Here is a 21,552-nt window from a genome sequence, read left to right as displayed (position 1 = left end):
CTCCAATCCCGCTTGCGCACCACCACTTTACGGCGAGCGGGATTTTTTTCGCCTGGAGATTCGTGAAGCTAGCGGGAAAAATGCGAGCCGAGGGTTTTGACTTTGACGTTGTTTTTGAAGTTGGGGTTGCCGTTGCCGTTGCCGTTGCCGTTGCCGTTGCCGTTGCCGTTGCCGTTGCCGTTGCCGTTGCCGTTGCCGTTGCCGTTGCTTTTGACGTGCCCCGCATTGAGACGTTGCCAAATCCGGCGCGTGTCAGCCGGGAATTGTGGGGGACATGTTTGAGCCGAAGGCGAGTTTTGTCCCCCACCCGGCTGACACGCGCCGGATTTGGGGACCCGACCGAAGGGAGGGCAACGGCTTTGCGGTCGCCTTCTTTTTGGTTACTTTTTCTTGGCGAAGCAAGAAAAAGTGACTAGCTGCCGGGCTACCCCCGGCTAGCGTCCACGGAGTAGCAACCGTTTTAATTACGCACTAACCGCTCACAGCATGCCACCGACAGTACTCCGTAGAACGTCAAATGGGGTCAGAGTAATTTTCGCAAAAATCGCGAAAAAAAACTCTGACCCCATTTGACTGCGCGACCTAAATTTGGACAGCAAACCCTGCGCCCGAATTGGCTATTGAGGCGCCGGCTTTTCGCTGCCATACGTGATTGCCAGGTACTCGCCTATTTGCTTCACCTGATCATCGCTCAACGGCGCGCCATACGCATGCTGCATCTTCGTCACCTCCGCCGTCCACTGCGTCAAGGTCATCTTGCCAGGCTGCTGATTGATATAGTCAGCAGAATGGCAGATCGCGCACATCTGCGTAGCAATCACGTAACCCGGATGCGTAGAAGGCCGCAACTGCGCCGTCTCCTGCGGCAAAGCAATCGTCACCGGCGCCGCCGACGCCCCAAGCACAACACCAAGCAAAACCCCGCCCACCATCGAATTCAGATATTTCATGGCCATCCCCTAAGCGACACTGATCTTGGTGGTTTCAATCACATTCCGCGCATAGCCCGCCGGATTCCAGGTGGCCTCCAAAGGCTGCACCTCGCCACCATTAGAGGTCGCCCTCACCATCAACGGCAACTCCCCCTTGCGCAACGGCGTCATGCCAAAGCGCCACTCGCGGAAAGAATACTTGCCGAGATCCTTGCCCAGCACAGCACTCTTCCAGCTCTGCCCGCCATCCGCCGAAATATCCACCGTCCTGATGCCGCTGCCGCCATCAAAGGCAATCCCCTTCAGCTCCAGCCGCCGCCCCGCATGCACCACCGAACCGTCATGCAAGCTGGTGATGAACGAACGCGTCTTCAAACGCGCAATCGGTCGCGTCTTGGCCGCCGTCGTCCCCGGCTCCACGCACATGCAATCGTTATCCGGCACCCGGTACGCCGTCGCCATGAAAAAACCGTCGAAGACATGGTCCAGCACCTCGATCTGGTTCAGGTGCTTGACCCAGTAGGTGCCGAAATAGCCCGGCACAATCAGTTTGAGCGGATAACCGTTCAGGAAAGGAATATCCGTTCCATTCATAGACCAGGCGATGATCGGTTCGCCGCTCAACGCATGGTCGATATCCAGCGCCTTGATGAAATCCGGCGTGGTCGGCAACACCGGCTCGTCGAGGCCGTTGAAGCTGACCTGGCGCGCATCGCCCAGCACGCCCGCATGCTCCAGCACCGCCTTCAAGGGCACGCCGGTCCAGCGCGCATTGCCCATGGAGCCATTGCCCAGCTGCGCGCCAAACACCCGCGGCGTCGAAAACGCCCGGCTGTTGCCGGAACACTGGTTGACCGCCACCACCTCCACCGCCGGCGCCAGCGCCTTCAGTTCAGCCAGCGACAAGGAAAGCTCGCGCGTCACGCGACCGCCGATCTTCAGCCGGTAGCTGTCGGCGTCGATGGAGGTCGGTATATTCGCCAGGTGATAACGCACGAAAAACGCATCGTTGGCGGTAATCGGCCCTTCATTGAAAACGCTGAACGGCGTTTCCAGGTGCGGCGGACGCGTGGTGATGCGCATCAGCGGCCGCTTTTGCGGATACGCGATCAGCTCGCGTTCGCCATTGTCTACCGGAATGCTGGTAGTGGCTGCCGCAAAGCCCTGCATGGGCGCCAGCGCCAGCGAGGTGGCGGCGAATCCGGCCTGTTGCAAAAACCTGCGGCGTGCGTTGCCGCCTTGATTGAATTCCATGCTGGCCTCCTGCCATGTCAATATTGTTGTAATAGTCCGAGCCGGTCTTCTGCCGCAATAACGAGCGACCGCTCGCCCGGTAAGCGTCATCGGTTAACATGAGCGGAACTTTAGTACGATAATGGCAAGCGGTAAAGCGAATTGCAAAGCTAATATCTACCTGCCGGACAGGTAGATCGCAAACAACTGATTTCTGGAGAAAACGCATGTCCTCATCACACGCCAGCTTCCACTGGGACGACCCGCTGCTGCTGGAGCAGCAGCTCAGCAGCGAAGAGCGCATGGTGCGCGACAGCGCCGCCGCCTACGCGCAAGACAAACTGGCGCCGCGGGTGCTGCTGTCCTTCCGCAATGAACGCACAGACGTCGAAATCTTCCGCGAGATGGGCGCGCTCGGCCTGCTCGGCGCGACTATTCCCGAAGAGTACGGCGGCGCCGGCCTCAACTACGTCAGCTACGGCCTGATCGCGCGCGAAATCGAGCGCATCGACTCCGGCTACCGCTCCATGATGAGCGTGCAAAGCTCGCTGGTGATGTTGCCGATCTTCGAATTCGGCAACCTGGCCACCAAGCAGAAATACCTGCCCAAGTTGGCCAGCGGCGAATTCATCGGCTGTTTCGGCCTGACCGAGCCTGACCACGGCTCCGACCCTGGCAGCATGGTCACGCGCGCGCGCAAGGTCGACGGCGGCTACGCGCTGAGCGGCAGCAAGATGTGGATCACCAACAGTCCGATCGCCGACGTCTTCGTGGTCTGGGCCAAGGACGACGAGGGCGCGATCCGCGGCTTCGTGCTGGAGAAAGGCTGGCCAGGCCTGTCGACGCCGGCGATCCACGGGAAGGTCGGCCTGCGCACCTCGATCACCGGCGAGATCGTCATGGACCAGGTGTTCTGCCCGGAAGAAAACGCCTTCCCCGACGTCCGTGGTTTGAAGGGTCCGTTCACCTGTCTCAATTCGGCGCGTTTCGGGATTGCCTGGGGCGCGCTCGGCGCCGCCGAATTCTGCTGGCATGCGGCGCGCCGCTACACCATGGAGCGCAAGCAGTTCGGCCGGCCGCTGGCCGCCAACCAGCTGGTGCAGCTCAAGCTGGTCAACATGCAGACCGAGATCACCATGGCGCTGCAAGGCTGTCTGCGGCTGGGCCGCATGAAGGAAGAAGGCAGCGCCTCGGTGGAAATCACCTCCATCATGAAGCGCAATTCCTGCGGCAAGGCGCTTGATATTTCCCGCATGGCGCGCGACATGTTGGGCGGCAACGGCATTTCCGACGAGTTCGGTGTGATCCGTCACCTGGTGAACCTGGAAGTGGTGAATACCTATGAGGGTACGCATGATGTGCATGCCTTGATCCTGGGCCGGGCCCAGACCGGGATCGCGGCCTTCGCCAACTAGGAAGAAAACGTCTTAGCCGACGCCGAACGCCTGCAGCACCAGCCAGATATTCGCCGCTGAAATCAGCGCGAACAATATCCACGATATGCCCGCCGTCAGCTGCGAATTGGCAAACACGCCCATGACGTCGCGGCGGCTGGTGAGACGGATCAGCGGATACATGGCGAACGGCAGCTGCAGGCTGAGCACCACCTGGCTCAGCACCAGCAAACGGCCGACCGAGTGCTCGCCCCAGGTCAGCACGCCGATCAGGGCCGGCGCCAGCGCCAAGCGGCGGGTCAGCAGGCGGCGCTGCCAGCACGGGATTTTCAGCTTGAGAAAACCTTCCATGATGACCTGGCCGGCAATCGTGCCGGTAAACGTCGAACTCTGGCCGGAAGCCAACAGCGCCACGCCGAACAGGATGCCGGCGGCGGCAGTGCCGGTAATCGGATCGAGCAGATGGTAGGCCTGATCGATCTCGATCACTGCGCTATTGCCGGTGGCATTGAACGCGCTCGCCGCCAGCACCAGGATCGCGGCGTTGATCAGCAGCGCCAGCAGCAAGGACACGATGGTATCCAGCCGCGACAGCTGTATCGCCTGCTGCCGGCTGCGGTCGTTGTCGGCCACCACCCGTGTCTGCACGATCGACGAATGCAGGTAGAGATTGTGCGGCATCACCGTCGCCCCCAGGATGCCGATTGCCAGATACAAGGGCTCGCGGCCGGCCAGCGCGCCCAGCGACGGCAGCATGCCGGCCGCCACCGCCTGCCAGTCCGGCTTTAAAAACACCAACTCGACGAACAGGCAAGCCGCTATGGTCGTCACCAGCCCCAGGATGATGGCCTCGATCTGACGGAAGCCCTTACCCTTCAAATCCAGCACCAGCAGCGTATCGAAGGCGGTCAGGAGGACGCCGACCGGCAGCGAGACTCCGAGCAGCAGTTTGAACGCCAGCGCACAGCCCAGCACTTCGGCCAGGTCGCAGGCGATGATCGAGATTTCCGCGAAAAACCACATGCATTTTCCGGCAGCCGGGCTGTAGCGCTCACGCGAATGCACCGCCAGATCCTTGCCGGTGGCGATGCCCAGCCGCATGCTCAGGCATTGCAGGACGATAGCGGCCAGGCTGGACAACAGCACCACGAACAGCAGCTGATAACCGAATTGGGAACCGGCCTGTATCGAGGTCGCCCAGTTGCCGGGATCCATGTAGCCGACCGAGATCAGCAAGCCCGGGCCGACGAAGCGCAGTATCTTTTTCCAGAACGGGCCACTGCTTGGGACGGCGACGGTGCCGGCCACCTCGGATGGGCAGAATGGTGCGGTGGCGGTGGTCGGCAGACGATACATGCAAGCTTCCTGAGGATGTTGCCGTAATTCTATAACGGCTGCACCGGCAGCAGTAATCGCGGCAATTTTTGCAGCATCGCCAATCTCAATCTGTCGCCAACTTCTCCCTTTCTTCCATCAACGGCAAAAATTTGTATAAATAATTGCCCGCTTCGTGTCCCCTTTTTCCATCTCGCCGGGCATAACAGATAAGACTCCATGCATGAGGGTCGTGTCGCTGTAGCTGCTGTCCAGTATGAAATCCGTCCGTTCAATCCCATACCAATAACGATCCGCTGCAACCGGCAGTGTGTCACAGAGGAGCTTAAACCGTGAACAACCATATCAGGAATTTGCGCAAGGGCGTGCGCGCCTTGTCGCTGGCCCTTGGCGTAGCAGCGCCGATGGCCGCCTCTGCAGTCGAACCGTCTCCTCCGCCAAACAAAACTCCCCAGCCCACTGCCAGCGATAGCGCTGCCCGCCAGGGCACGCGCCCGGGCGACGGTGTGGCGATGAAAGCTGAGGCCATGCCGCCGCTGGTCGCGGTAAAGGCTGCGGACGGTACTATTGTGGTGCAGCACTCGGCCGAGATCTCGGCGCCTCAGAAGAAAGCAGAGGTGCGCTGATGAAACGCATCGTTCATTGCGCCGGCATACTGGCCCTGCTGTGCGGCATACAGGCAGCACAATCCGCCGAACTGGTCCTGGTCAACCAGGATCCCGCCGGAGCAGGCCTGAATGACCTCACCGCTGCCGCGCCGGTGGGCGGTAATCCAGGCGCAACCCTGGGCGAGCAGCGCCGCCTGGTCTATCAGTTCGCACTCAATATGTATGGTGCGCTGCTGAACAGCGCGGTGCCGATCAGAGTCCAGGCATCCTTCAAATCGCTGGGCAAAAACTCGGCCGGCAATGATATCCTGGGCCAGGCCTACGCGATCTATACCTTTCGCGATTTCGCCAACGCCCCGCTCGCCAACACCTGGTACAGCAAGGCGCTGGCCAATTCACTGCGTGGCGTGGACAACGATCCGCAATCGGACGACATCCATTCCGAATTCACCACCGACATCGATGTCGGCGGCGCGGCCAAGGGCTGGTACTACGGACTGGATGGGCGCACGCCAAAAGGCCAAACCAATTTCCTCGACGTCGTCACCCACGAAATCGGGCACGGCCTGGGTTTTGCAGGCAACAGCGCGACCGACCGCGCAGCCGCCGACCCCAGCAACATCTACAATCGCTTTGTCCGCAGCGCTGGCGGCGCCGACTGGATTGCGATGAGCAACGCCGAACGGGCCGCAGCCCGGATTGGCGACCATCTGGTGTGGACCGGCCCTCAGGTTACCGCCGAGGTGCCGATCAAGCTGAAACCCGAACCGGCCTTTCAGATAACGGCGCCGGCAGCGGCGGCCGGCTATAGCGCATTCGTCATCGCCGATTTCGGTTCGCCGGCAACCGCCGCCGCCTTCACTGGCGCTGTGGTGCAGGCTGTCTACACGGACGCCGGCAATGTAGTGCATACCGACGGCTGCCAGCCCTTCACCAACGCCGCCGCGCTGACGCAGCGGATAGCGCTGATTGATCGCGGCTCATGCAATTTTTCGCAAAAAGCCCTGTATGCCCAGCAAGCCGGCGCAGTGGCGGCGATCATCGCCGACAACGGCGGCTCGACTGTCGGCCTGATGGGCACCGGCAATGGCTCGGACCAGGTCACCATCCCTTCGATACTGGTGCCGCAGGCGTTCGGCAAGCAGCTCCGCGCCAACCTGCAAGGCTTGGCGGCCAGCGGCATCGGCCCTTATGCGGACCGCCATCTGGCCGGCGTACTTGCGGACGGCGTGGATCCTGCCGGCGCGGCGATCCGGCGCGCCAAGATCAATGCGCCGCCAGGATTCCTGCCGGGATCGACCTTCTCGCATTTCGATCAGAATCTCTTGCCGACGCCGTTGATGGCGCCGAGCGCCAGTTCCACCGTGATCGCCCAAGCCGACCTCGACCTGACGCCCGCACTGTTCATGGATATCGGCTGGGGCGTCAACCGCGGCAACCTGAGCCTGCTGGACTGCAATACCAGCGTACCGGTCTCCTCTCCGGGCGGCCTGATCCCCGGCGCCAACGCGGTGACCAATCTCAAACTGTGCGCCAAGACCTCAGCTACCGTCGGCGATTACCGCGACTGCACCGGCCGCTACATACAGTCGCGGTTGGAAGCCAAGCTGTTCAAGCCGGCGCAGGCACAGAGCCTGAAGATGTGCCTGGTCGGCAGCAAGGCTGATGCACAGTATGCGGCCTGGCACTAAACCGTTCTAATCCTTCACCTTAGCTTAGGGAATCTTGATGAAGAATAACCGCACTAGAGTTGGCGTACTCCCCCTTTCTGTGTTGCAAATGAGCCTGTGCATCGCGGCACTTGGCTGGCTGCCGGCGGGAGCCGGCGCGCAAGCCGTACCGTCCTACTTTGACGCCAGCGGCTTGAAGGACGGCACCGATAATGCCAAGGCCACCGGCGTCGATGCCGTAGCGGCCGGCAACGCCAGCGTGGCTTCAGGCGCGCAAGCCACGGCCTTGGGCAGCGGCACTCTGGCCATTGACCAGAACACCACTGCGGTAGGCGCCTATGCCGCAGCCGCCAAGGCCAATGCCTCGGCCGTCGGCGCCAACAGCTTTGCCGGCGAGGCCGGCAGCACCGCAGTCGGCGCGAATGCCAATGCGTTCAGCGTCAACGCTACGGTAGTGGGCGAATCGGCGCTGGTCAACGGCAAGAACAGCACCGCGCTGGGGCGGCTGAGCCGCGCCACCACCGACAACAGCGTGGCGCTAGGCGCCAACTCGGTGGCTGACCGCGCCAACAGCGTATCCGTCGGCAGCGTGCAAAGCGTGACCGACAGCGACGGCAATGTCACGACGCCATTCCAGCGCCAGATCATCAATGTCGCCGCCGGTACGCAGGACAACGACGTCACCAACCTTGCCCAATACCGCAACCTGGCGACGGCGCTGGGCGGCAATGCCTCGGTCAACGCAGCCGGCGCGCTGGTGGCGCCGTCCTATGTGATCCAGGGCGTCAGCTCTGCCAAGGTCGGCGATGCATTCTCAGCCGTGGATATCTGGATGACCGGCATGCGTTCCTCGCTCACCAGCCTGGATACGCGCGTGGTCGGCATCGACGCCCGCGCCGCCAAGCTGGAACAGACCGCTGGAACCAGCACGACCACGACGACCGCCAGCGCCAGCAACTCGGCCCAGTACGGCAATGGCGGCAAGGCGCTGGTGCTGAACGCCAACAACGGCGCCGGCACCGTCATCAACAATGTGGCGGCCGGCATTGCTGCTACCGATGCCGCCAATGTGGGGCAGCTGACGGAGATGCAAAAAGCCCTGGTCTCGCTGTTCAACAGCGGCGCCTGCAAGATCGGCGCCAGCGGCAGCGTGGCTTGCGGCAACGGCGTCTCGGCCAAGGGCGCGAACGCCATCGCCCAGGGCACCAACGCCAGCGCCAATGGCGACAACACGGTGGCATTGGGCGCGGGCGCAACGGCAAGCTTCAACGGATCGGTGGCGATAGGCGCCGGTGCGCAAGCGGTTGCCGACCCGGCCACGGCCATCGGCAACAATGCGATCGCCAGCGGCAATAACTCGGTAGCCGTGGGCGCCAATGCGGTGGCCTCGGCCTCCAATTCGGTGGCGCTGGGACAAGGTTCGGTGGCGACGCGCGCCAATACCGTATCGGTCGGTTATACCGGCGGCGAACGGCAGATCGCCAATGTCGCTCCCGGCACGGCTGGCACCGATGCCGTCAACCTGAACCAGATGCAGGCGTCGGCACAGGATACGCTGAACCAGAGCAAGAGCTACGCAGCCCGCGCCACCGCCCAGGCGATGGCGATTCCGCACGTGTATATCGCGCGCGGCGACAGCAGCGGCGTGGCGTTGGGCACGGCCAGCTACGGCGGCTACGGCGCGCTCGGCATCGCTTTCGCTTCCAGCATTTCCCAGCATACCCAGCTGGCTTTTGGCGCCAGCGCCGCCAACGGCGGTCAGGTGGCGATCCAGGGCAGCGGCAGCTTCTCCTGGTAGCTGCAATAAAAAATGGAAGCCATTGGCAACTGGCTTCCATTCTTTATCCTGCGCGATACTTCCTTGCGCTCAGAAAGCGATGCGTCCCTGCACGTACACCATGCGCGGCGCGCCCACCAGCTTGCCGATATTCGAATCGGTGGTGCGGGTGAAATAGCGCTTGTCGCTCAGGTTGTTGACGCCGGCCAGCAGCTCGGTTCCCTTCAGGCCCGGCACCTTCCAGCTGGCTTGCGCATTCCAGGTGCGGAAACCGGGGATCTCGCCGTTGCCGCCATTCGCGCTTTCGGCGATGGTGTTGGCATTGTCGGCGAACTGCCGGCTTTGATGCGTAGTCGACAGATCGAAGCCCCAGGCGCCTACGGCGTAGCGGGCGCCGATGGTGTCGGTATTGCGCGAGTAGAACGGCACGTCGAGGCCGGCGGTCGGGCCGGATTTCTGCAACGCACGGGTGTAGGTGTAGTTGGCGTAGACGTTCAGGCCCGCCAGCACGCCGGCCTTGTCGAAGGCATAGTCGATCGCCGTCTCGATGCCGTCATGGCGGGTGGCGCCGATATTCTGGAACACCGCCGGCGAGCTGCCTGCCACCTGCTGGATCTGGTTGTCGAAACGGATGTCGAAAGCGGTGATCTCAGCCGACAGCTGACGGCTCTTCCAGCGCGCGCCGATTTCGGCAGTCTTGGCCACTTCCGGCACCAGCGGGTTGCCGGCGATCGCCGCATTCAGCTGGGTATTCTGGACCGGGCCGAACGAAGTGCTGTAATTGCTGAACAGCGTCAGGTTTGGGTTCAGCAGATAAGCCACGCTGAGCGATGGCAAGGCCTTGTTGTTAGCTACCGGGAATACCGGACCGTTGAGAACGTCGGTGCGGGTCGAACGGATATGCTCGTAGCGGATGCCAGGCGTAATGCGCCAGTCTCCTAGCGCAATCTTGTCGTCGATGTAGACCGCATGGGCGCCGGTGAAATTGTCGAAAGAGCTGGATGGCGGCGTCGCCATGCCAGTTGCTACCGATGTGTTGTACACCAGGTCATTGCCGGTTTCGCGGATATAGCGATAGCCGACCGTGACATCGTTGATGCTGCCGCCAATGTTGAAGCGCTGCGTATAGCGCGGCTCGATTCCCAGCGTCTGGTAAGTGCGCGGCTGATGGCCGAGGACTTTGCCGCTGATCAGCGTGCTCTGGCGGAAACTCTCGTTGTAGTAGGTGCGGATCTCGAATTCCTGGGTGTCGGAAATCGTATTCAGGTAGCCGATGTCGGCGCCCTTGCGCGTGCCGCTCCAGAAATCGGTGGGCCGGGTGTTCTGGAACGGATTGGCGGCATACTGCGCCGCAGTCAGGCCGCCCGGCGTCTGCGAGCGCACATCGTAGTACGACAGCTTGCCGTAGATCTCCGAACTCGGGGTCATCTGGTAGCGGTATTTCAAGGCAAAATCATTGACCGTCTCGCCGCTGTCGGCGCGCCAGCCGGAGCCGTCGACGCCAGAATACAGCAGCGCCAGGCCGAGGCCGTTATCGAGCTGGCTGCCGACAAAGGCGCTGTACTGGCGGTTGGCGCCGCCGGCCTCAGTGTAGTTATTGGTGCGCACGCTGGCGTCGCCGTTGAAGCCCGGCTCGGCCGGAATCGAGCGGGTCTTGAAATTGATGATGCCGCCGACGTTCTGCGGGCCGAAGCGGACCGAACCGGCGCCGCGCACGACGTCTATAGCTTCGATGTTGTTGAGGCTGACCGGCGCAAACGACAGTTGCGGCTGGCCGTACGGCGCGACCGCCAGCGGGATGCCGTCGAGCAGCACGGTGGAGCGCGGCGAGAAGCGCCCGGCCAGGCCGCGCACGCCAATATTCAGCGACACCGAGCTGCCGGCGGAACTGGAGTTGTCGCTCACCTGCACGCCGGGAATGCGGCGCATGACGTCGCCGATGCTGGCGGCGCCAGAATTTTCGATATCCTCTTTCTTGACCACCGTGCGCGCGCCGGGATAGCGCTTGACGCTGTTTTGCAGGCCGCTGCCGAGCCAGTCGCCGCTGACCTGGATCGATTCCAGCGCATGTTCTTCAGCAGCAGCGCTAGAGTCAGCCTGCTGTGCATGCAACGTCGCCGGCAAGGTCAGCACTGCCAGCGCCAGGGTGACGGCAGCGGAGCACTTCAAGCGCGGGGTGTTCAGAATCTGAGGAAGTTCGAGGGCGGCCATGCGGTTTATTCTCCTGATACGCGTCATATTCGCACTGGCTGCTCTATTGCTACGCGACGTGGTCGGGAACGGGAGATACTGGCTGGCGGTGGATTTGCAAAAGTCGAAACAATAATGATTCTCATTATATGTGTCAATGCAAACCCGGAAAATGTTGTTTTTCAGTTTCGCCGATGCCGCTCGTTACCGAACGGCATCGGCAGTACGGCTGCATTGCAAATAGCCGCCGCAACCCCTATGATCTGAACGTATCGGAACGGCATGCATCCATCTGCGCGACCTAAGGAAATTTAATCCAGGGGGAAACGGAAAATGAAAACCATATTGGCGCTAGCCGCAGTGCTGCTGATGAACGCAGCCCCTACTTTCGCCGCCGAGCCGCAAGCAGAAATCATCAAGCAAGCCGAAACCGCAGCCAAGGCATGGATCGCGCTGACCGATGCCGGCAAGTACGGCGAGAGCTGGGAACGCGCCGGCACGTTTTTCAAGACGGGCATTTCCAAGAGCACTTGGGAAACCGGCGTGCGTTCATTGCGGGCGCCGCTTGGCAGCGTCAAGGCGCGCGAACTCAAAAGCACGGAATATGCGACGACCCTGCCCGGCGCGCCTGACGGTGAATACGTGGTGATCCAGTACGAGACCCAGTTCGAAAACAAAAAGTCCGCGCTCGAAACGATCACGCCCATGCGTGAAAAAGATGGCAGCTGGAAAGTCTCAGGCTATTTCATCCGCTGATGGCAAGAGCAAACGCAGGCGAAAAACAGAGAGTGGAAAAAGGAGTATAAAAGCAAGGATATAAGCCGGAGTACAGGCAAGACGCGGCGCGCAGCGCAGGTAACAATGGAGGTGCGGACTGGGGATTAACCTAACCCCAGGATCCGAAAGCCACCTTGTGAGGGCCTCGAAATCTCTAAAAACAGGGCGCCTTGTGAGCAAATCTGGACATAACCAGAAATCTTCAACTCCGCCGGCGGCAAAACTGGCACATCGGCCGGAGCAATCATTGAACCGTGGTTCAATCAAAAAATCCATATGACAAACGTTGATTGCTGTGGTGCACAACAACATTTTCAGTGCACACAGTGTTACAAGAATGGAATATCATGTCCACTCACAAATTCGTATGTGCCATAGCTGTTTGTTATAGCGGTCGCTGCCGCTGTTTCCAACGGTTTTTGTTGCGGCGCTTATTGCCTAACGGGGCCTTAGCAGCTCCATGCACTCACGAGACCGCACTCTTGCATTGAAACTACATCATGATTCGTTTCCGCCAAATCGAAGCTTTCCGTTCACTGATGATCTCCGGCACCAGCGTCTCCGCCGCCCGCCGCATGCACGTCACCCAGCCCGCCATCAGCCGCCTGATCGCCGACCTCGAAGCCGATCTCGGCTTCCGCCTGTTCAACCGCGCCAAGGGCCGGCTCGAGCCGACCAACGCCGGGGTGCGCTTCTACAAGGCGGTGGAGGAAAACTTCCTGGGCCTGGAGCGGCTGATGCAAGTGGCCGGCAACATCCGCCATGAAGCGCCGGAAGGCTTGACCATCGCCTGCCTGCCGGTACTGTCCACCACCCTGCTGCCGGAAGTGCTGCAACGCTTCTTCAAGCAGCATCCGGATGTCTCGGTCAAGATCGACAGCTGCACCGTACCGGAAATCCTGGTCAGCCTGCAGGATCTCAAGGTCGACATGGCGCTCAGCCTGGCGTTCCCGCCGTTCGCCGGCATCGAGGTCGAACCGATCATGGAAGCCACCGTGCTGTGCGCGATGCTGGCCACCCATCCCCTGGCGCAAAAGGACATCATCCTGCCGGAAGACCTGGACGGCGAAAACGTCATCGGCTGGATGCCCAACAGCGCGCAATCCTACGACCGCGAACTGTCGACCCTGAATTCGGCGGCGATCCGCCCCAACTACACGATCCAGACGCACACCTCGCACACCCGCTATGCGATGGTGGCCAACGGTTTCGGCGTCGCCATCGTGGAACCGTTCGCAGCCAAGATCTGGCGCCCGCACGGCGTCGTCACGCGGCCGTTCAAGGCCGACATCAACTACAAGTATGTGCTGGCCTACCCGAGCGGCGGCATCCGCTCGGAGCTTGCCCACGATCTGCGCGAAGCCGCGCTGCACGTGGCGAAAAACTATTCCTTCGGCCTGTAAAAAAGGAAACCGCATGTACACGCCTGCCAGACTGATCCGGCATTTAAGCGCTTATCTTGCAGAACTGGAGCAGCTCATTGCAGCAGGCGATCAAAGTACTGCCGCTGAAAAAAGCGGCCCGCATGCCGAAGCGCTCAACATAAAAAATTACCTGGGAACGCTAAGCGCGCTGCCCGAGCATCACCACCTGGCCGCCAGCCATATCCAGCATGGCCTGGCGCTGGAAGCCCATCCGGAAGGCGGCTTCTATCGCGAGTTCATCCGCAACCAGGCATATACGGTGATTTTTTATTTATTGCCGAAACAGGCGATTTCCAGCTGGCACAGCCTGCAAGACACCAAAGAGAAATTCAAGCTGATTTCGGGCGACTCGCTGATCATTCCCAAAATCAGCGGCGACGGCATCTGGAAATCGGCGGAAGCGGTGACTTACGACAATGATGTCGTCATAGAGAAAAATGACAGCGGCTTTGGCGACTGGTTCGGCGCTTATCCGAGCGGAGAATATGGGCTGGTCACCTGCGAATGCAGAGGACCGTTTGAATTCGCCAAATTCAAGATCGCCGACCAGGAAGACTTAAGCGCGTTCCAGCGCAACAATCCAGAGCATGCGCAGGTCATCGGCAGGCTCGCCCCCAAGGGCGGCTAACATCCAAGCCGGCAACGGCAATCCCGATCAGGTCTGAGGCAAGACAATGGTCGCGACCAGGCCGCCGTCCGGGTGATTGCGCAATAACAGTTCGCCGCCATGCGCCTGCACGATATTGCGTGCAATCCCCAGCCCCAGCCCCATGCCGCTGGCATTCTGGTCGCGCCCGTGCTCCAGCCGCGTGTAGGGATCGAACAGGCTGAGCAAGGCTTCTTCCGGCACGCCGGGGCCATGGTCGCGGATCTGGATCTGGATATTGGCGCCGGACTCATTGATCAGGCTGGCCACCGAGACTTCCACCTTATGGCCGTAATGCAAGGCATTATCGAACAGGTTGCCGATGGCGCGCTTGAGCGCCAGCGGCTTGGCCATCACTGTCAGCCCGGTTTCACTGAACGCCACCTCGTGCCCGGCCATGCGGGCGTCGCGGATCATGCGCAGTATCAGCGCATCGAGCCGCACCTCGGTGCGGTTTTCATGGATATCGCTATCCTTGACTGACTGCAAGGCGCCCTTGACCATCATGTCGAGCTCGTCCAGGTCCTCGTGGAACTCGCCGCGCAACTCTTCGTCGTCCAGCAGTTCGGTGCGCAGTTTCAAGCGCGTGATCGGCGTCCGCAGATCATGCGAAATCGAGACGAACAGCCGCTCGCGGTCATCCAGGTAGCGCTTGATGCGCTCGCGCATGGCGCGGAAGGCGCGCGCCGTCTTGATGAATTCGCGGCTGCCGGTTTCCGGCAGTTCCGGCGGCGCTTCGCCCTTACCAAAGGCGTCGGCGGCATCCGACAGCGCCGCCAGCGGCCGCGTAGTCCAGCGCACCACCAGGATCGACAGCAGCAGCACGGTCGCCAGCGACACGCCCTGCAGCAGCAGGCGTTCGGCCGACAGCGGGTTATCGCTGTCGAGGAAATACGGATTCGGCATCAGGGCCGCCAGATACAGCCAGTTGCCGGGTTCCAGCTCGGTCTGGATCACCAGCACCGGCGCCGGATTGGGCTTGATCAGCAAGGTATGCTGGACCCAGCTGTCCGGCAAGTCCGCCACTTTCAGGCCGTCGGTCGATACCGTCAGGTCGTCGGGCCAGGCAAACGCCAGGCGGAAGCCGGGCAGGAAGGGCAGATCGGTTTTCAGGGTGGCGCCGATCTCGCCCAGCGCCATGTTGGCGAGCGAATTGTCGGCGATCTTGTGGATGGTGACCGGACCGTCGTTGGTGTTGACGAAAAAGCGCGTGCCGCCCATTTCGCGCAGCTGCTGGATCAGGATAGGCCGGTAGTTGGCCGGCAGGCTCATGAAGAAGCGGATGGCGCTGGCGGCGCTGTGGGCCAGATGCTGGGACGCGGTCCTGGTCTCGACTTCAGCCTTGCTGCGCAGCTGCGCCGACCAGATCAAGCCGCCGGCCAGCTGCGTCACCAGCACGCCGAACACCATCACCACCGACAGCCGGCCCAGCAGCGTGTGCGGCAGCAGCCAGGACAGCAGCCGGTTGTAGCCGGCCGACCAGCTCGCTCTGGTCATGACGTCAGCTATGCGCGGCCGCCACGTCGGCCGAGAACACATAGCCGACGCCGCGCACGGTCTTGATCAGATGCGGATCCTTGCCGCCGTCGTTGAGGCGCAGGCGCAGCTTGCTGATCTGCACATCCAGCGAACGATCCAGCGGGCCGACATCGCGGCCGCGGGTTTCCTCGCACAAGACACCGCGGTCGAGCACGTCGCCCGGATGCTCGACAAAATACTTCAGCAACTGGTAATCGAGGCCGGTCAGCGCCACCAGCTGGCCGTCCGGGTCGCTCAGGGTGCGTTCCACCGTATCTAGGGTAAAGCCGACGAAACGGTAGTAGCGCGGCGCCACCGCGCTGTCGATGCCGCTGCGGCGGTGGATGGCCTTGATGCGCGCCAGCAGCTCGCGCGGACTGTAGGGCTTAGCGATATAGTCGTCGGCGCCCAGCTCCAGGCCGACCACGCGGTCGGTCTCGTCGGAACTGGCAGTGAGCATGATGATCGGCACATTCGACTTGCGCCGCACCGTCTTGCACAGGGCGAAGCCGTCTGTATCCGGCAGCATCACGTCCAGGATCACCAGCGACAGTTCTTCCGAGTAGCGCTGGAACTCGGCCAGGAAAGCTTCGCCGTTGTGCGCCAGGCGCACTTCGTACTGGTTCTTTTCCAGGTAGGCTTTCAGCAGCGTCCGGGTTTTCTGGTCATCGTCGACTATGAGTATCTTGCGCATTATTCCAACTTTCCTGTTTTCGTCACGGTCCGCGCAATGCTGGCGAGCTTGCGCTGGACATCGCTCTCGGACATCTTGTCGTCGATGAAGTAACGATGCACTTCGGCGACGATGGCGTCCTTCGCGGTTTCGTCGGCGGCCATGCGGTGCACCAGGCTCGGCGCCTGGTAGGCGCTGCCTTTGCTGAACACGGCCCATGAGGCACGCGCGCAGCTGTCCATCTTCGACAGATCCGGCGCACGCCACACCGGGATCGCGCCCTTGACCTGATTGTATGCGGTTTGCACCGGCGGCGACATGATGATCTGCGCCAGCTTTTCCTGCGCCGGCTGGTGCGAATAGTCGCCGGCGAACATGGCCAGGGTATCGACACTATACAGGTGGTAGTCGGCGGTGCCCGGCACTGTGCCGCAGGCAAAGTCCTGGTCGGTGTTCAGGCCCCAGGCCAGCAGCTCGCCCTTGGCCCAGTCGCCCATCACGAACATGGCGGCCTCGCCGTTGGCCAGCTGGCGCGTCATCTCGGGCCAGGGCCGTTCCCTGAGCGGCGCCGGCATCCATTCCTTGAGCGCGCGCAAGCGTTTCAGCGCGTGGGTCATGCGCTGGTCGCCAAAGGCCAGCGGATTGAGATCGACGAACAAGGAGCGGTAATAAGCCGGGCCGCTTTCCGCCAGCACCAGCGTCTCAAACAAGGTAGCCACCTGCCAGGCTTCGCTGCTCTGCGCCAGCGGCGTAATGCCGGCTTGCCTGAGCTTGTCGGCGACGCGGCCGAAGTCGGCCCAGGTCTTCGGTGGCGTTAAATTCAGGCGGTCGAAGATCTTCTTGTTATAGAACAGGTTGTTGATGCGGTGAATTCCCAGCGGCGCGGCCACCACATGGCCGCGGTTGAGCACCAGCGACCAGACGGTAGGGAACAGCAGCTTTTGCCAGTTGCCGGGCGTAGCGACATCGTCCAGCTCGAGCAGCAAGCCGAGATCGGCCCACTCGCCGAACACGATGCCGTTGAGCTGGGTCGCTTCCGGCGCTTTACCGGCCAACACCATGCTCTTCAGCACCTTGCTGGCGCCGAGGCCGGCGCCGCCGGGAATAGCGGCGTCACGCCACTGGATGTTTTCTTCCGCCAGCTTGCCGGCGAGGACATCGACCGCCTTACGCTCGCCGGCCGAGGTCCACCAGTGCAGCACCTGCAAGGACGCCGGCGGCTGATTGGCATTGACGACGGGCGCCAGGCTGGCTGCGCCTGCCGCGCCGATCGCGCAGTTAAGCAGAAAGCCAAACACCAGCAGCGCCATCCGGTTGCGATATGCTGCCAGCCACCTTCCCCTGTCGTCCTTGCATCGCCCCGAGAGCCGTTCCGGGAGTCGCTTATCAATCATGTATGCCTTGTTGATATTTTTTATGAACTCATACAAACACTAGCCTGGTCTCCCCACAACGCGTGTGACTATAGCGCAAGTCCCGCACGCAACGTTAGCGCTCTTCTCGTTTTGTAAAGAAACGTAAATTTTCGTAAAGTTATCTTTTTAAACAATATCGCCTTAACGCAAGTATTCTGGATAATTGCCGTATGAGAGCATAAAATTTCATTGGCCATACTGTAAAGATATGTAATCGCCAAAACCTGCCAACTTCGCCTTTCATCAATAAAATCAATAGCTTATGAAAATAATGTGGCCGATTAATGCGAAAGATGGCGGCACAAATTTTATGGTGCTAATGTCTGTTCGCGGCGGTTTGCTCTGCATAGAGGGCCGCAAAATCCAATCCGATAAAAATCCAAGAGGAGACTTAGATGCAAACGGTCAACCGAATTCGCACTATCCGCAACGCCGTACTGATCGCCCTGGCGGCCTGCGGCACGGCGCAAGCCGGTACGCTGACCATCGAAAGCTGGCGCGTCGACGACAAGACCCTGTGGGAAACCGTGCTGATCCCGGCTTTCCAGAAAAAGAATCCTGGCATCGAAGTCAAGTTTGCCCCTACCGCTCCGACCGAATACGACTCCAGCCTGTCCGCGCGGCTGGCCGGCGGCACTGCCGGCGACCTGATCGCCTGCCGTCCGTTCGACGTCTCGCTGTCCCTGTACAAGAAGGGCAATCTAGAAAAGCTGGACGGCAAGCCAGGCATGGAACACTTCCCTGCTTCCGCCAAGACCGCCTGGCAGAGCGATGACGGCAAAGACTCCTTCTGCATGCCAATCGCTTCCGTGATCCACGGCTTCCTGTACAACCAGAAGATTTTCAAAGACCTGAACCTGCAACCGCCGAAGACCGAAGCTGAATTCTTCAAGGTGCTCGACACCATCAAGAGCAACGGCAAGTACGCACCGCTGGCGCTTGGCACCAATGATCAGTGGGAATCCAGCCAGATCATCTTTACCGGCCTGGGTCCTAACTACTGGAAGGGCGAAGAAGGCCGCAAGGCGCTGATCGCCGGCAAGGAAAAATTCACCGATCCTAACTTCGTCAACGCTTTTGAATACGAAGCCAGGCTGGGCAAGTACCTGAACAAGGGCGCCAGCTCGCAAACCTACGGCGACAGCCAGAACCAGTTCGCCCTGGGCAAGGCAGCGATCTATCCTGCCGGTTCCTGGGATATCGCCTATTTCAACGACAACTCCAAGATCTCGATGGGCGCCTTCCCGCCGCCAGTGCCTAAGGCCGGCGACAAGTGCTACATCTCGGATCACAACGATATCGGCATGGGCGTCAACAAGAAGTCCAAGAACAAGGAAGATGCATACAAGTTCCTGGCCTGGCTCGGTTCGCAAGAGTTTGCCGACATCTACACCAACAAGGTCACCGGCTTCTTCTCGCTATCGGATCACCTGATCTCGGTCAAGGATCCGGTCGCCAAGCAGATGATCGACTGGCGCAAATCCTGCTCCTCGACCATCCGCCTGAATGCGCAGATTCTGAACCGCGGCGAACCGAGCATGGAAAACCAGCTGTGGAACGTCAATGCGCAAGTGTTGAACGGCAAACTGGCGCCTAAGGAAGCTGCAGCGCAGATACAGACCGGTTTCGCCAAATGGTACAAGCCGCAGCAATAAGCTTTTATTGCATTAATGCTATCGTCTGGCGAAGGGTGGGATTAAGATTGCCCCATCCTGTGCCGACAAGCCAGCTAGCGTAGCGCTTCGCCAGAAACACTACTCCAGAAGTACTACACTAGCATCCAAGGCTTGCCAGCAGCGGGCTGTAACAGCTGAATCGAGAGCGAAGGGCGCGTATCCAACGCGCAGGGCAAGGCGCACAGCGGAGCAATAGCGAGACTATTGCGAGCATGTGCAACGCCGCCATGCGTGTCGGATACGTGACAGGCGCTCTTGATTCAGCTGTTACAGCCCGCTAGGGCCAGCCCGTGAAGAACGGCATCCGCTCGATAATAAGCCGCCATCACGTCCGTATTTCAGAGTTCGCTCAGCGGGCCGGAGTCGTCTTCACGATCTCCCCCGTGAGATTGCTGCGCCTGCGAGTGAACTTGCATTCAAAGAAAACCAGAATGAATCTTCAAAAAAAGACCTTCCCCTGGCACATCGTGGTGTTCCTGGCGCCTGCGGTCATCATCTATTCCATGTTCAGCGCCCTGCCTTTGCTGGACACTCTGCGCCTCGGCTTCTATACCAGCAACGATGCCGGCGTCCACAGCTTCGTCGGCCTCGCCAATTACCATACTATCCTGTTCGATTCGGACTGGTCCAAGGCGTTCTGGAACGCCATGCTGAACAACCTGAAATTCTTCGCCATCCACATGCTGCTGCAGAATCCGATCGGCTTGCTGCTAGCCACCCTGTTCAGCCTCAAGGGGCTGCGTGGCGCGCGCACCTACCGTACCCTGATTTTCCTGCCTACGCTGCTGTCGGTGGTGATCATCGGCTTTATCTGGCAGCTGATCCTGTCGCCCTTGTGGGGCGTCGGCGAAGGCTTGATGCAGCACATCGGTCTGGGCGACTATTTTGCACCATGGCTGGGCCAGGAAAGCACCGCCTTGCTGACGCTCGGCCTGATCTCGGTCTGGCAATACGTCGGCATCCCGATGATGCTGATCTATGCGGCGCTGCTGGCGGTGCCGGAAGAAGTGCTGGAAGCCGCCTATGCGGAAGGGGCTAGCTCGTTCCGCATCTTCTGGCAAATCAAGCTGCCGCTGATCCTGCCGACACTGGGCCTGGTCACCATCCTGACCTTCGTCGCCAATTTCAATGCCTTCGACCTGATCTATTCGGTCAAGGGCGCGCTGGCCGGACCGAACTACACCACCGATATCCTGGGTACTTTCTTCTACCGTACCTTCTTCGGCTACCAGGCGCAGATCGGCAGCCCGACCATGGGGGCGGCGGTCGCCACCCTGATGTTCCTGGTGATCTTGCTCGGCGTCGCCAGCTATTTCTACTTCGTGCAGCGCAAGCTGACACGCTACGAACTGTAACGAGGACTTATCATGACATCCATCTCCTCGCTCTTTTCCACCGCGGCCTCGGCCCCGGCGCCTGTGGTCGCGCGCAGCCGCTTTGCTAACCTGGGCCGCATCTGGGTCCACGTGGTGCTGTGCGCCTATGCCGTGATCGCGCTGTTCCCGATTGCCCTGATCCTGATCAATTCAGTGAAGTCGCGCGACGCCATCTTCGACAACCCGCTGGCGTTTCCGACGCCGGATTCGTTCTCGCTGATCGGCTTTGAAAAGGTGCTGCATAACACCAACTTCATGCTCTACTTCGGCAACAGCCTGGTGGTCACGCTCGGCTCCCTGGTCCTCATCGTGCTGTTCGGCGCCATGGCCGGCTGGGCGCTGTCGGAATACAAATTCCGCGGCAACCGCCTGATGGCGCTGTACCTGGCGCTCGGCATCATGATCCCGATCCGGCTCGGCACCGTCTCCATCCTGCAGCTGGTGGTCAGCCTCGACCTGATCAACACCCGGACCGCGCTGATCCTGGTCTACACCGCGCAGGGACTGCCGCTGGCGGTGATGATCCTGTCCGAATTCATCCGCCAGATCCCCAAGGAACTGAAGGATGCGGCGCGCTGCGACGGCGTCGGCGAATTCAAGATCTTCTTCCAGATCATCCTGCCGCTGATCCGGCCGGCCATCGCGACGGTGGCGGTGTTCACCATGATCCCGGCCTGGAACGATCTCTGGTTCCCCCTGATCCTGGCGCCTTCGGATGAAACCAAGACCGTCACGCTCGGCGTGCAGCAGTTCATCGGCCAGTATGTGACTGACTGGAATTCGGTGCTGGCGGCGCTCTCGCTGGCGGTGATCCCGATCCTGATCATGTACGTCATATTCTCCCGGCAACTGATACGCGGCCTGACTTCCGGCGCGGTCAAGTAATAGACAAAGCAGAAACGAGACCT

General features: G+C 60.8%; 18 protein-coding genes. 11 read left to right on the top strand and 7 right to left on the bottom strand.

Going from position 1 to position 21,552, the window contains the following annotated elements:
- Positions 1 to 62: 62 nt before the first annotated feature.
- A complete protein-coding gene (locus tag BCF11_RS27730; protein ID WP_143751405.1) occupies positions 63 to 416 on the top strand; it encodes a hypothetical protein in 354 nt (117 codons plus the stop codon).
- 201 nt (positions 417 to 617) lie between these two features.
- On the opposite strand, the gene BCF11_RS21620 is transcribed toward BCF11_RS27730, so the two are convergent.
- Together BCF11_RS21620 and BCF11_RS21615 are read right to left on the bottom strand one after the other, a co-directional pair.
- A complete protein-coding gene (locus BCF11_RS21620; protein WP_143751404.1) occupies positions 618 to 950 on the bottom strand; it encodes a hypothetical protein in 333 nt (110 codons plus the stop codon).
- Positions 951 to 959: 9 nt separating this feature from the next.
- Positions 960 to 2,186, bottom strand: coding sequence for a molybdopterin-dependent oxidoreductase (locus tag BCF11_RS21615; protein ID WP_098496566.1), 1,227 nt, complete (start codon positions 2,184 to 2,186; stop codon positions 960 to 962).
- A 206-nt stretch (positions 2,187 to 2,392) separates the two neighbouring features.
- Here BCF11_RS21615 and BCF11_RS21610 point away from each other — a divergent pair, with 206 nt between their 5' ends.
- The gene (locus BCF11_RS21610; protein WP_098496565.1) at positions 2,393 to 3,580 is read left to right on the top strand and encodes an acyl-CoA dehydrogenase; all 1,188 of its coding nucleotides are present in this window, start codon (positions 2,393 to 2,395) and stop codon (positions 3,578 to 3,580) included.
- A gap of 12 nt (positions 3,581 to 3,592) precedes the next feature.
- Here the strand turns inward: BCF11_RS21610 and BCF11_RS21605 are convergent, their stop codons facing one another.
- The gene (locus BCF11_RS21605; RefSeq protein ID WP_098496564.1) at positions 3,593 to 4,915 is read right to left on the bottom strand and encodes an Nramp family divalent metal transporter; all 1,323 of its coding nucleotides are present in this window, start codon (positions 4,913 to 4,915) and stop codon (positions 3,593 to 3,595) included.
- 311 nt (positions 4,916 to 5,226) lie between these two features.
- Between BCF11_RS21605 and BCF11_RS21600 the strand changes: the two genes are divergently transcribed.
- The 3 genes from BCF11_RS21600 (at position 5,227) to BCF11_RS21590 (ending at position 8,970) form a co-directional block, all read left to right on the top strand.
- Positions 5,227 to 5,520, top strand: a complete 294-nt coding sequence (locus BCF11_RS21600; RefSeq protein ID WP_098496563.1) for a hypothetical protein — start codon at positions 5,227 to 5,229, stop codon at positions 5,518 to 5,520.
- Positions 5,520 to 7,193, top strand: a complete 1,674-nt coding sequence (locus BCF11_RS21595; RefSeq protein WP_098496562.1) for a PA domain-containing protein — start codon at positions 5,520 to 5,522, stop codon at positions 7,191 to 7,193. The genes BCF11_RS21600 and BCF11_RS21595 overlap by 1 nt, the downstream gene beginning before the upstream one ends.
- An 88-nt stretch (positions 7,194 to 7,281) precedes the next feature.
- Positions 7,282 to 8,970, top strand: a complete 1,689-nt coding sequence (locus tag BCF11_RS21590; RefSeq protein WP_158229253.1) for an adhesin — start codon at positions 7,282 to 7,284, stop codon at positions 8,968 to 8,970.
- A gap of 69 nt (positions 8,971 to 9,039) precedes the next feature.
- On the opposite strand, the gene BCF11_RS21585 is transcribed toward BCF11_RS21590, so the two are convergent.
- Positions 9,040 to 11,160 carry a TonB-dependent siderophore receptor gene (locus tag BCF11_RS21585; RefSeq protein ID WP_098496560.1) on the bottom strand — a complete coding sequence of 707 codons (2,121 nt, stop codon included), beginning with the start codon at positions 11,158 to 11,160 and terminating at the stop codon, positions 9,040 to 9,042.
- 312 nt (positions 11,161 to 11,472) lie between these two features.
- Here BCF11_RS21585 and BCF11_RS21580 point away from each other — a divergent pair, with 312 nt between their 5' ends.
- The 3 genes from BCF11_RS21580 (at position 11,473) to BCF11_RS21570 (ending at position 13,968) form a co-directional block, all read left to right on the top strand.
- A complete protein-coding gene (locus tag BCF11_RS21580; protein WP_098496559.1) occupies positions 11,473 to 11,895 on the top strand; it encodes a DUF4019 domain-containing protein in 423 nt (140 codons plus the stop codon).
- Positions 11,896 to 12,416: 521 nt separating this feature from the next.
- Positions 12,417 to 13,319: a LysR substrate-binding domain-containing protein gene (locus BCF11_RS21575; RefSeq protein ID WP_098496558.1), complete on the top strand. Its 903-nt coding sequence runs from the start codon at positions 12,417 to 12,419 to the stop codon at positions 13,317 to 13,319.
- 13 nt (positions 13,320 to 13,332) lie between these two features.
- Positions 13,333 to 13,968 carry a cupin domain-containing protein gene (locus BCF11_RS21570; RefSeq protein WP_158229252.1) on the top strand — a complete coding sequence of 212 codons (636 nt, stop codon included), beginning with the start codon at positions 13,333 to 13,335 and terminating at the stop codon, positions 13,966 to 13,968.
- Between the two features lie 27 nt (positions 13,969 to 13,995).
- On the opposite strand, the gene BCF11_RS21565 is transcribed toward BCF11_RS21570, so the two are convergent.
- The 3 genes from BCF11_RS21565 to BCF11_RS21555 are packed head-to-tail and all read right to left on the bottom strand — an operon-like array spanning position 13,996 to position 17,571.
- Entirely contained in the window at positions 13,996 to 15,483 is a 1,488-nt protein-coding gene (locus BCF11_RS21565) for an ATP-binding protein (RefSeq protein WP_098496556.1), read from the bottom strand.
- Positions 15,484 to 15,487: 4 nt separating this feature from the next.
- Positions 15,488 to 16,201, bottom strand: a complete 714-nt coding sequence (locus tag BCF11_RS21560; RefSeq protein ID WP_304441875.1) for a response regulator — start codon at positions 16,199 to 16,201, stop codon at positions 15,488 to 15,490.
- Positions 16,198 to 17,571, bottom strand: a complete 1,374-nt coding sequence (locus BCF11_RS21555) for an ABC transporter substrate-binding protein (RefSeq protein WP_233212584.1) — start codon at positions 17,569 to 17,571, stop codon at positions 16,198 to 16,200. The genes BCF11_RS21560 and BCF11_RS21555 overlap by 4 nt, the downstream gene beginning before the upstream one ends.
- Before the next feature lie 416 nt (positions 17,572 to 17,987).
- Here BCF11_RS21555 and BCF11_RS21550 point away from each other — a divergent pair, with 416 nt between their 5' ends.
- From BCF11_RS21550 to BCF11_RS21540, 3 genes are all read left to right on the top strand, one after another.
- Positions 17,988 to 19,247, top strand: coding sequence for an ABC transporter substrate-binding protein (locus BCF11_RS21550; RefSeq protein ID WP_098496553.1), 1,260 nt, complete (start codon positions 17,988 to 17,990; stop codon positions 19,245 to 19,247).
- A gap of 452 nt (positions 19,248 to 19,699) precedes the next feature.
- A complete protein-coding gene (locus BCF11_RS21545; RefSeq protein ID WP_098496552.1) occupies positions 19,700 to 20,623 on the top strand; it encodes a carbohydrate ABC transporter permease in 924 nt (307 codons plus the stop codon).
- Positions 20,624 to 20,635: 12 nt separating this feature from the next.
- Positions 20,636 to 21,529, top strand: a complete 894-nt coding sequence (locus BCF11_RS21540; protein WP_098496551.1) for a carbohydrate ABC transporter permease — start codon at positions 20,636 to 20,638, stop codon at positions 21,527 to 21,529.
- Positions 21,530 to 21,552 lie beyond the last annotated feature (23 nt).

The organism is Collimonas sp. PA-H2 (assembly GCF_002564105.1).
Classification (GTDB): Bacteria; Pseudomonadota; Gammaproteobacteria; order Burkholderiales; family Burkholderiaceae_D; genus Collimonas.
The sequence above is the reverse complement of the archived record's forward strand: the minus strand, read 5'-3'. Positions and strand labels throughout refer to the sequence as shown.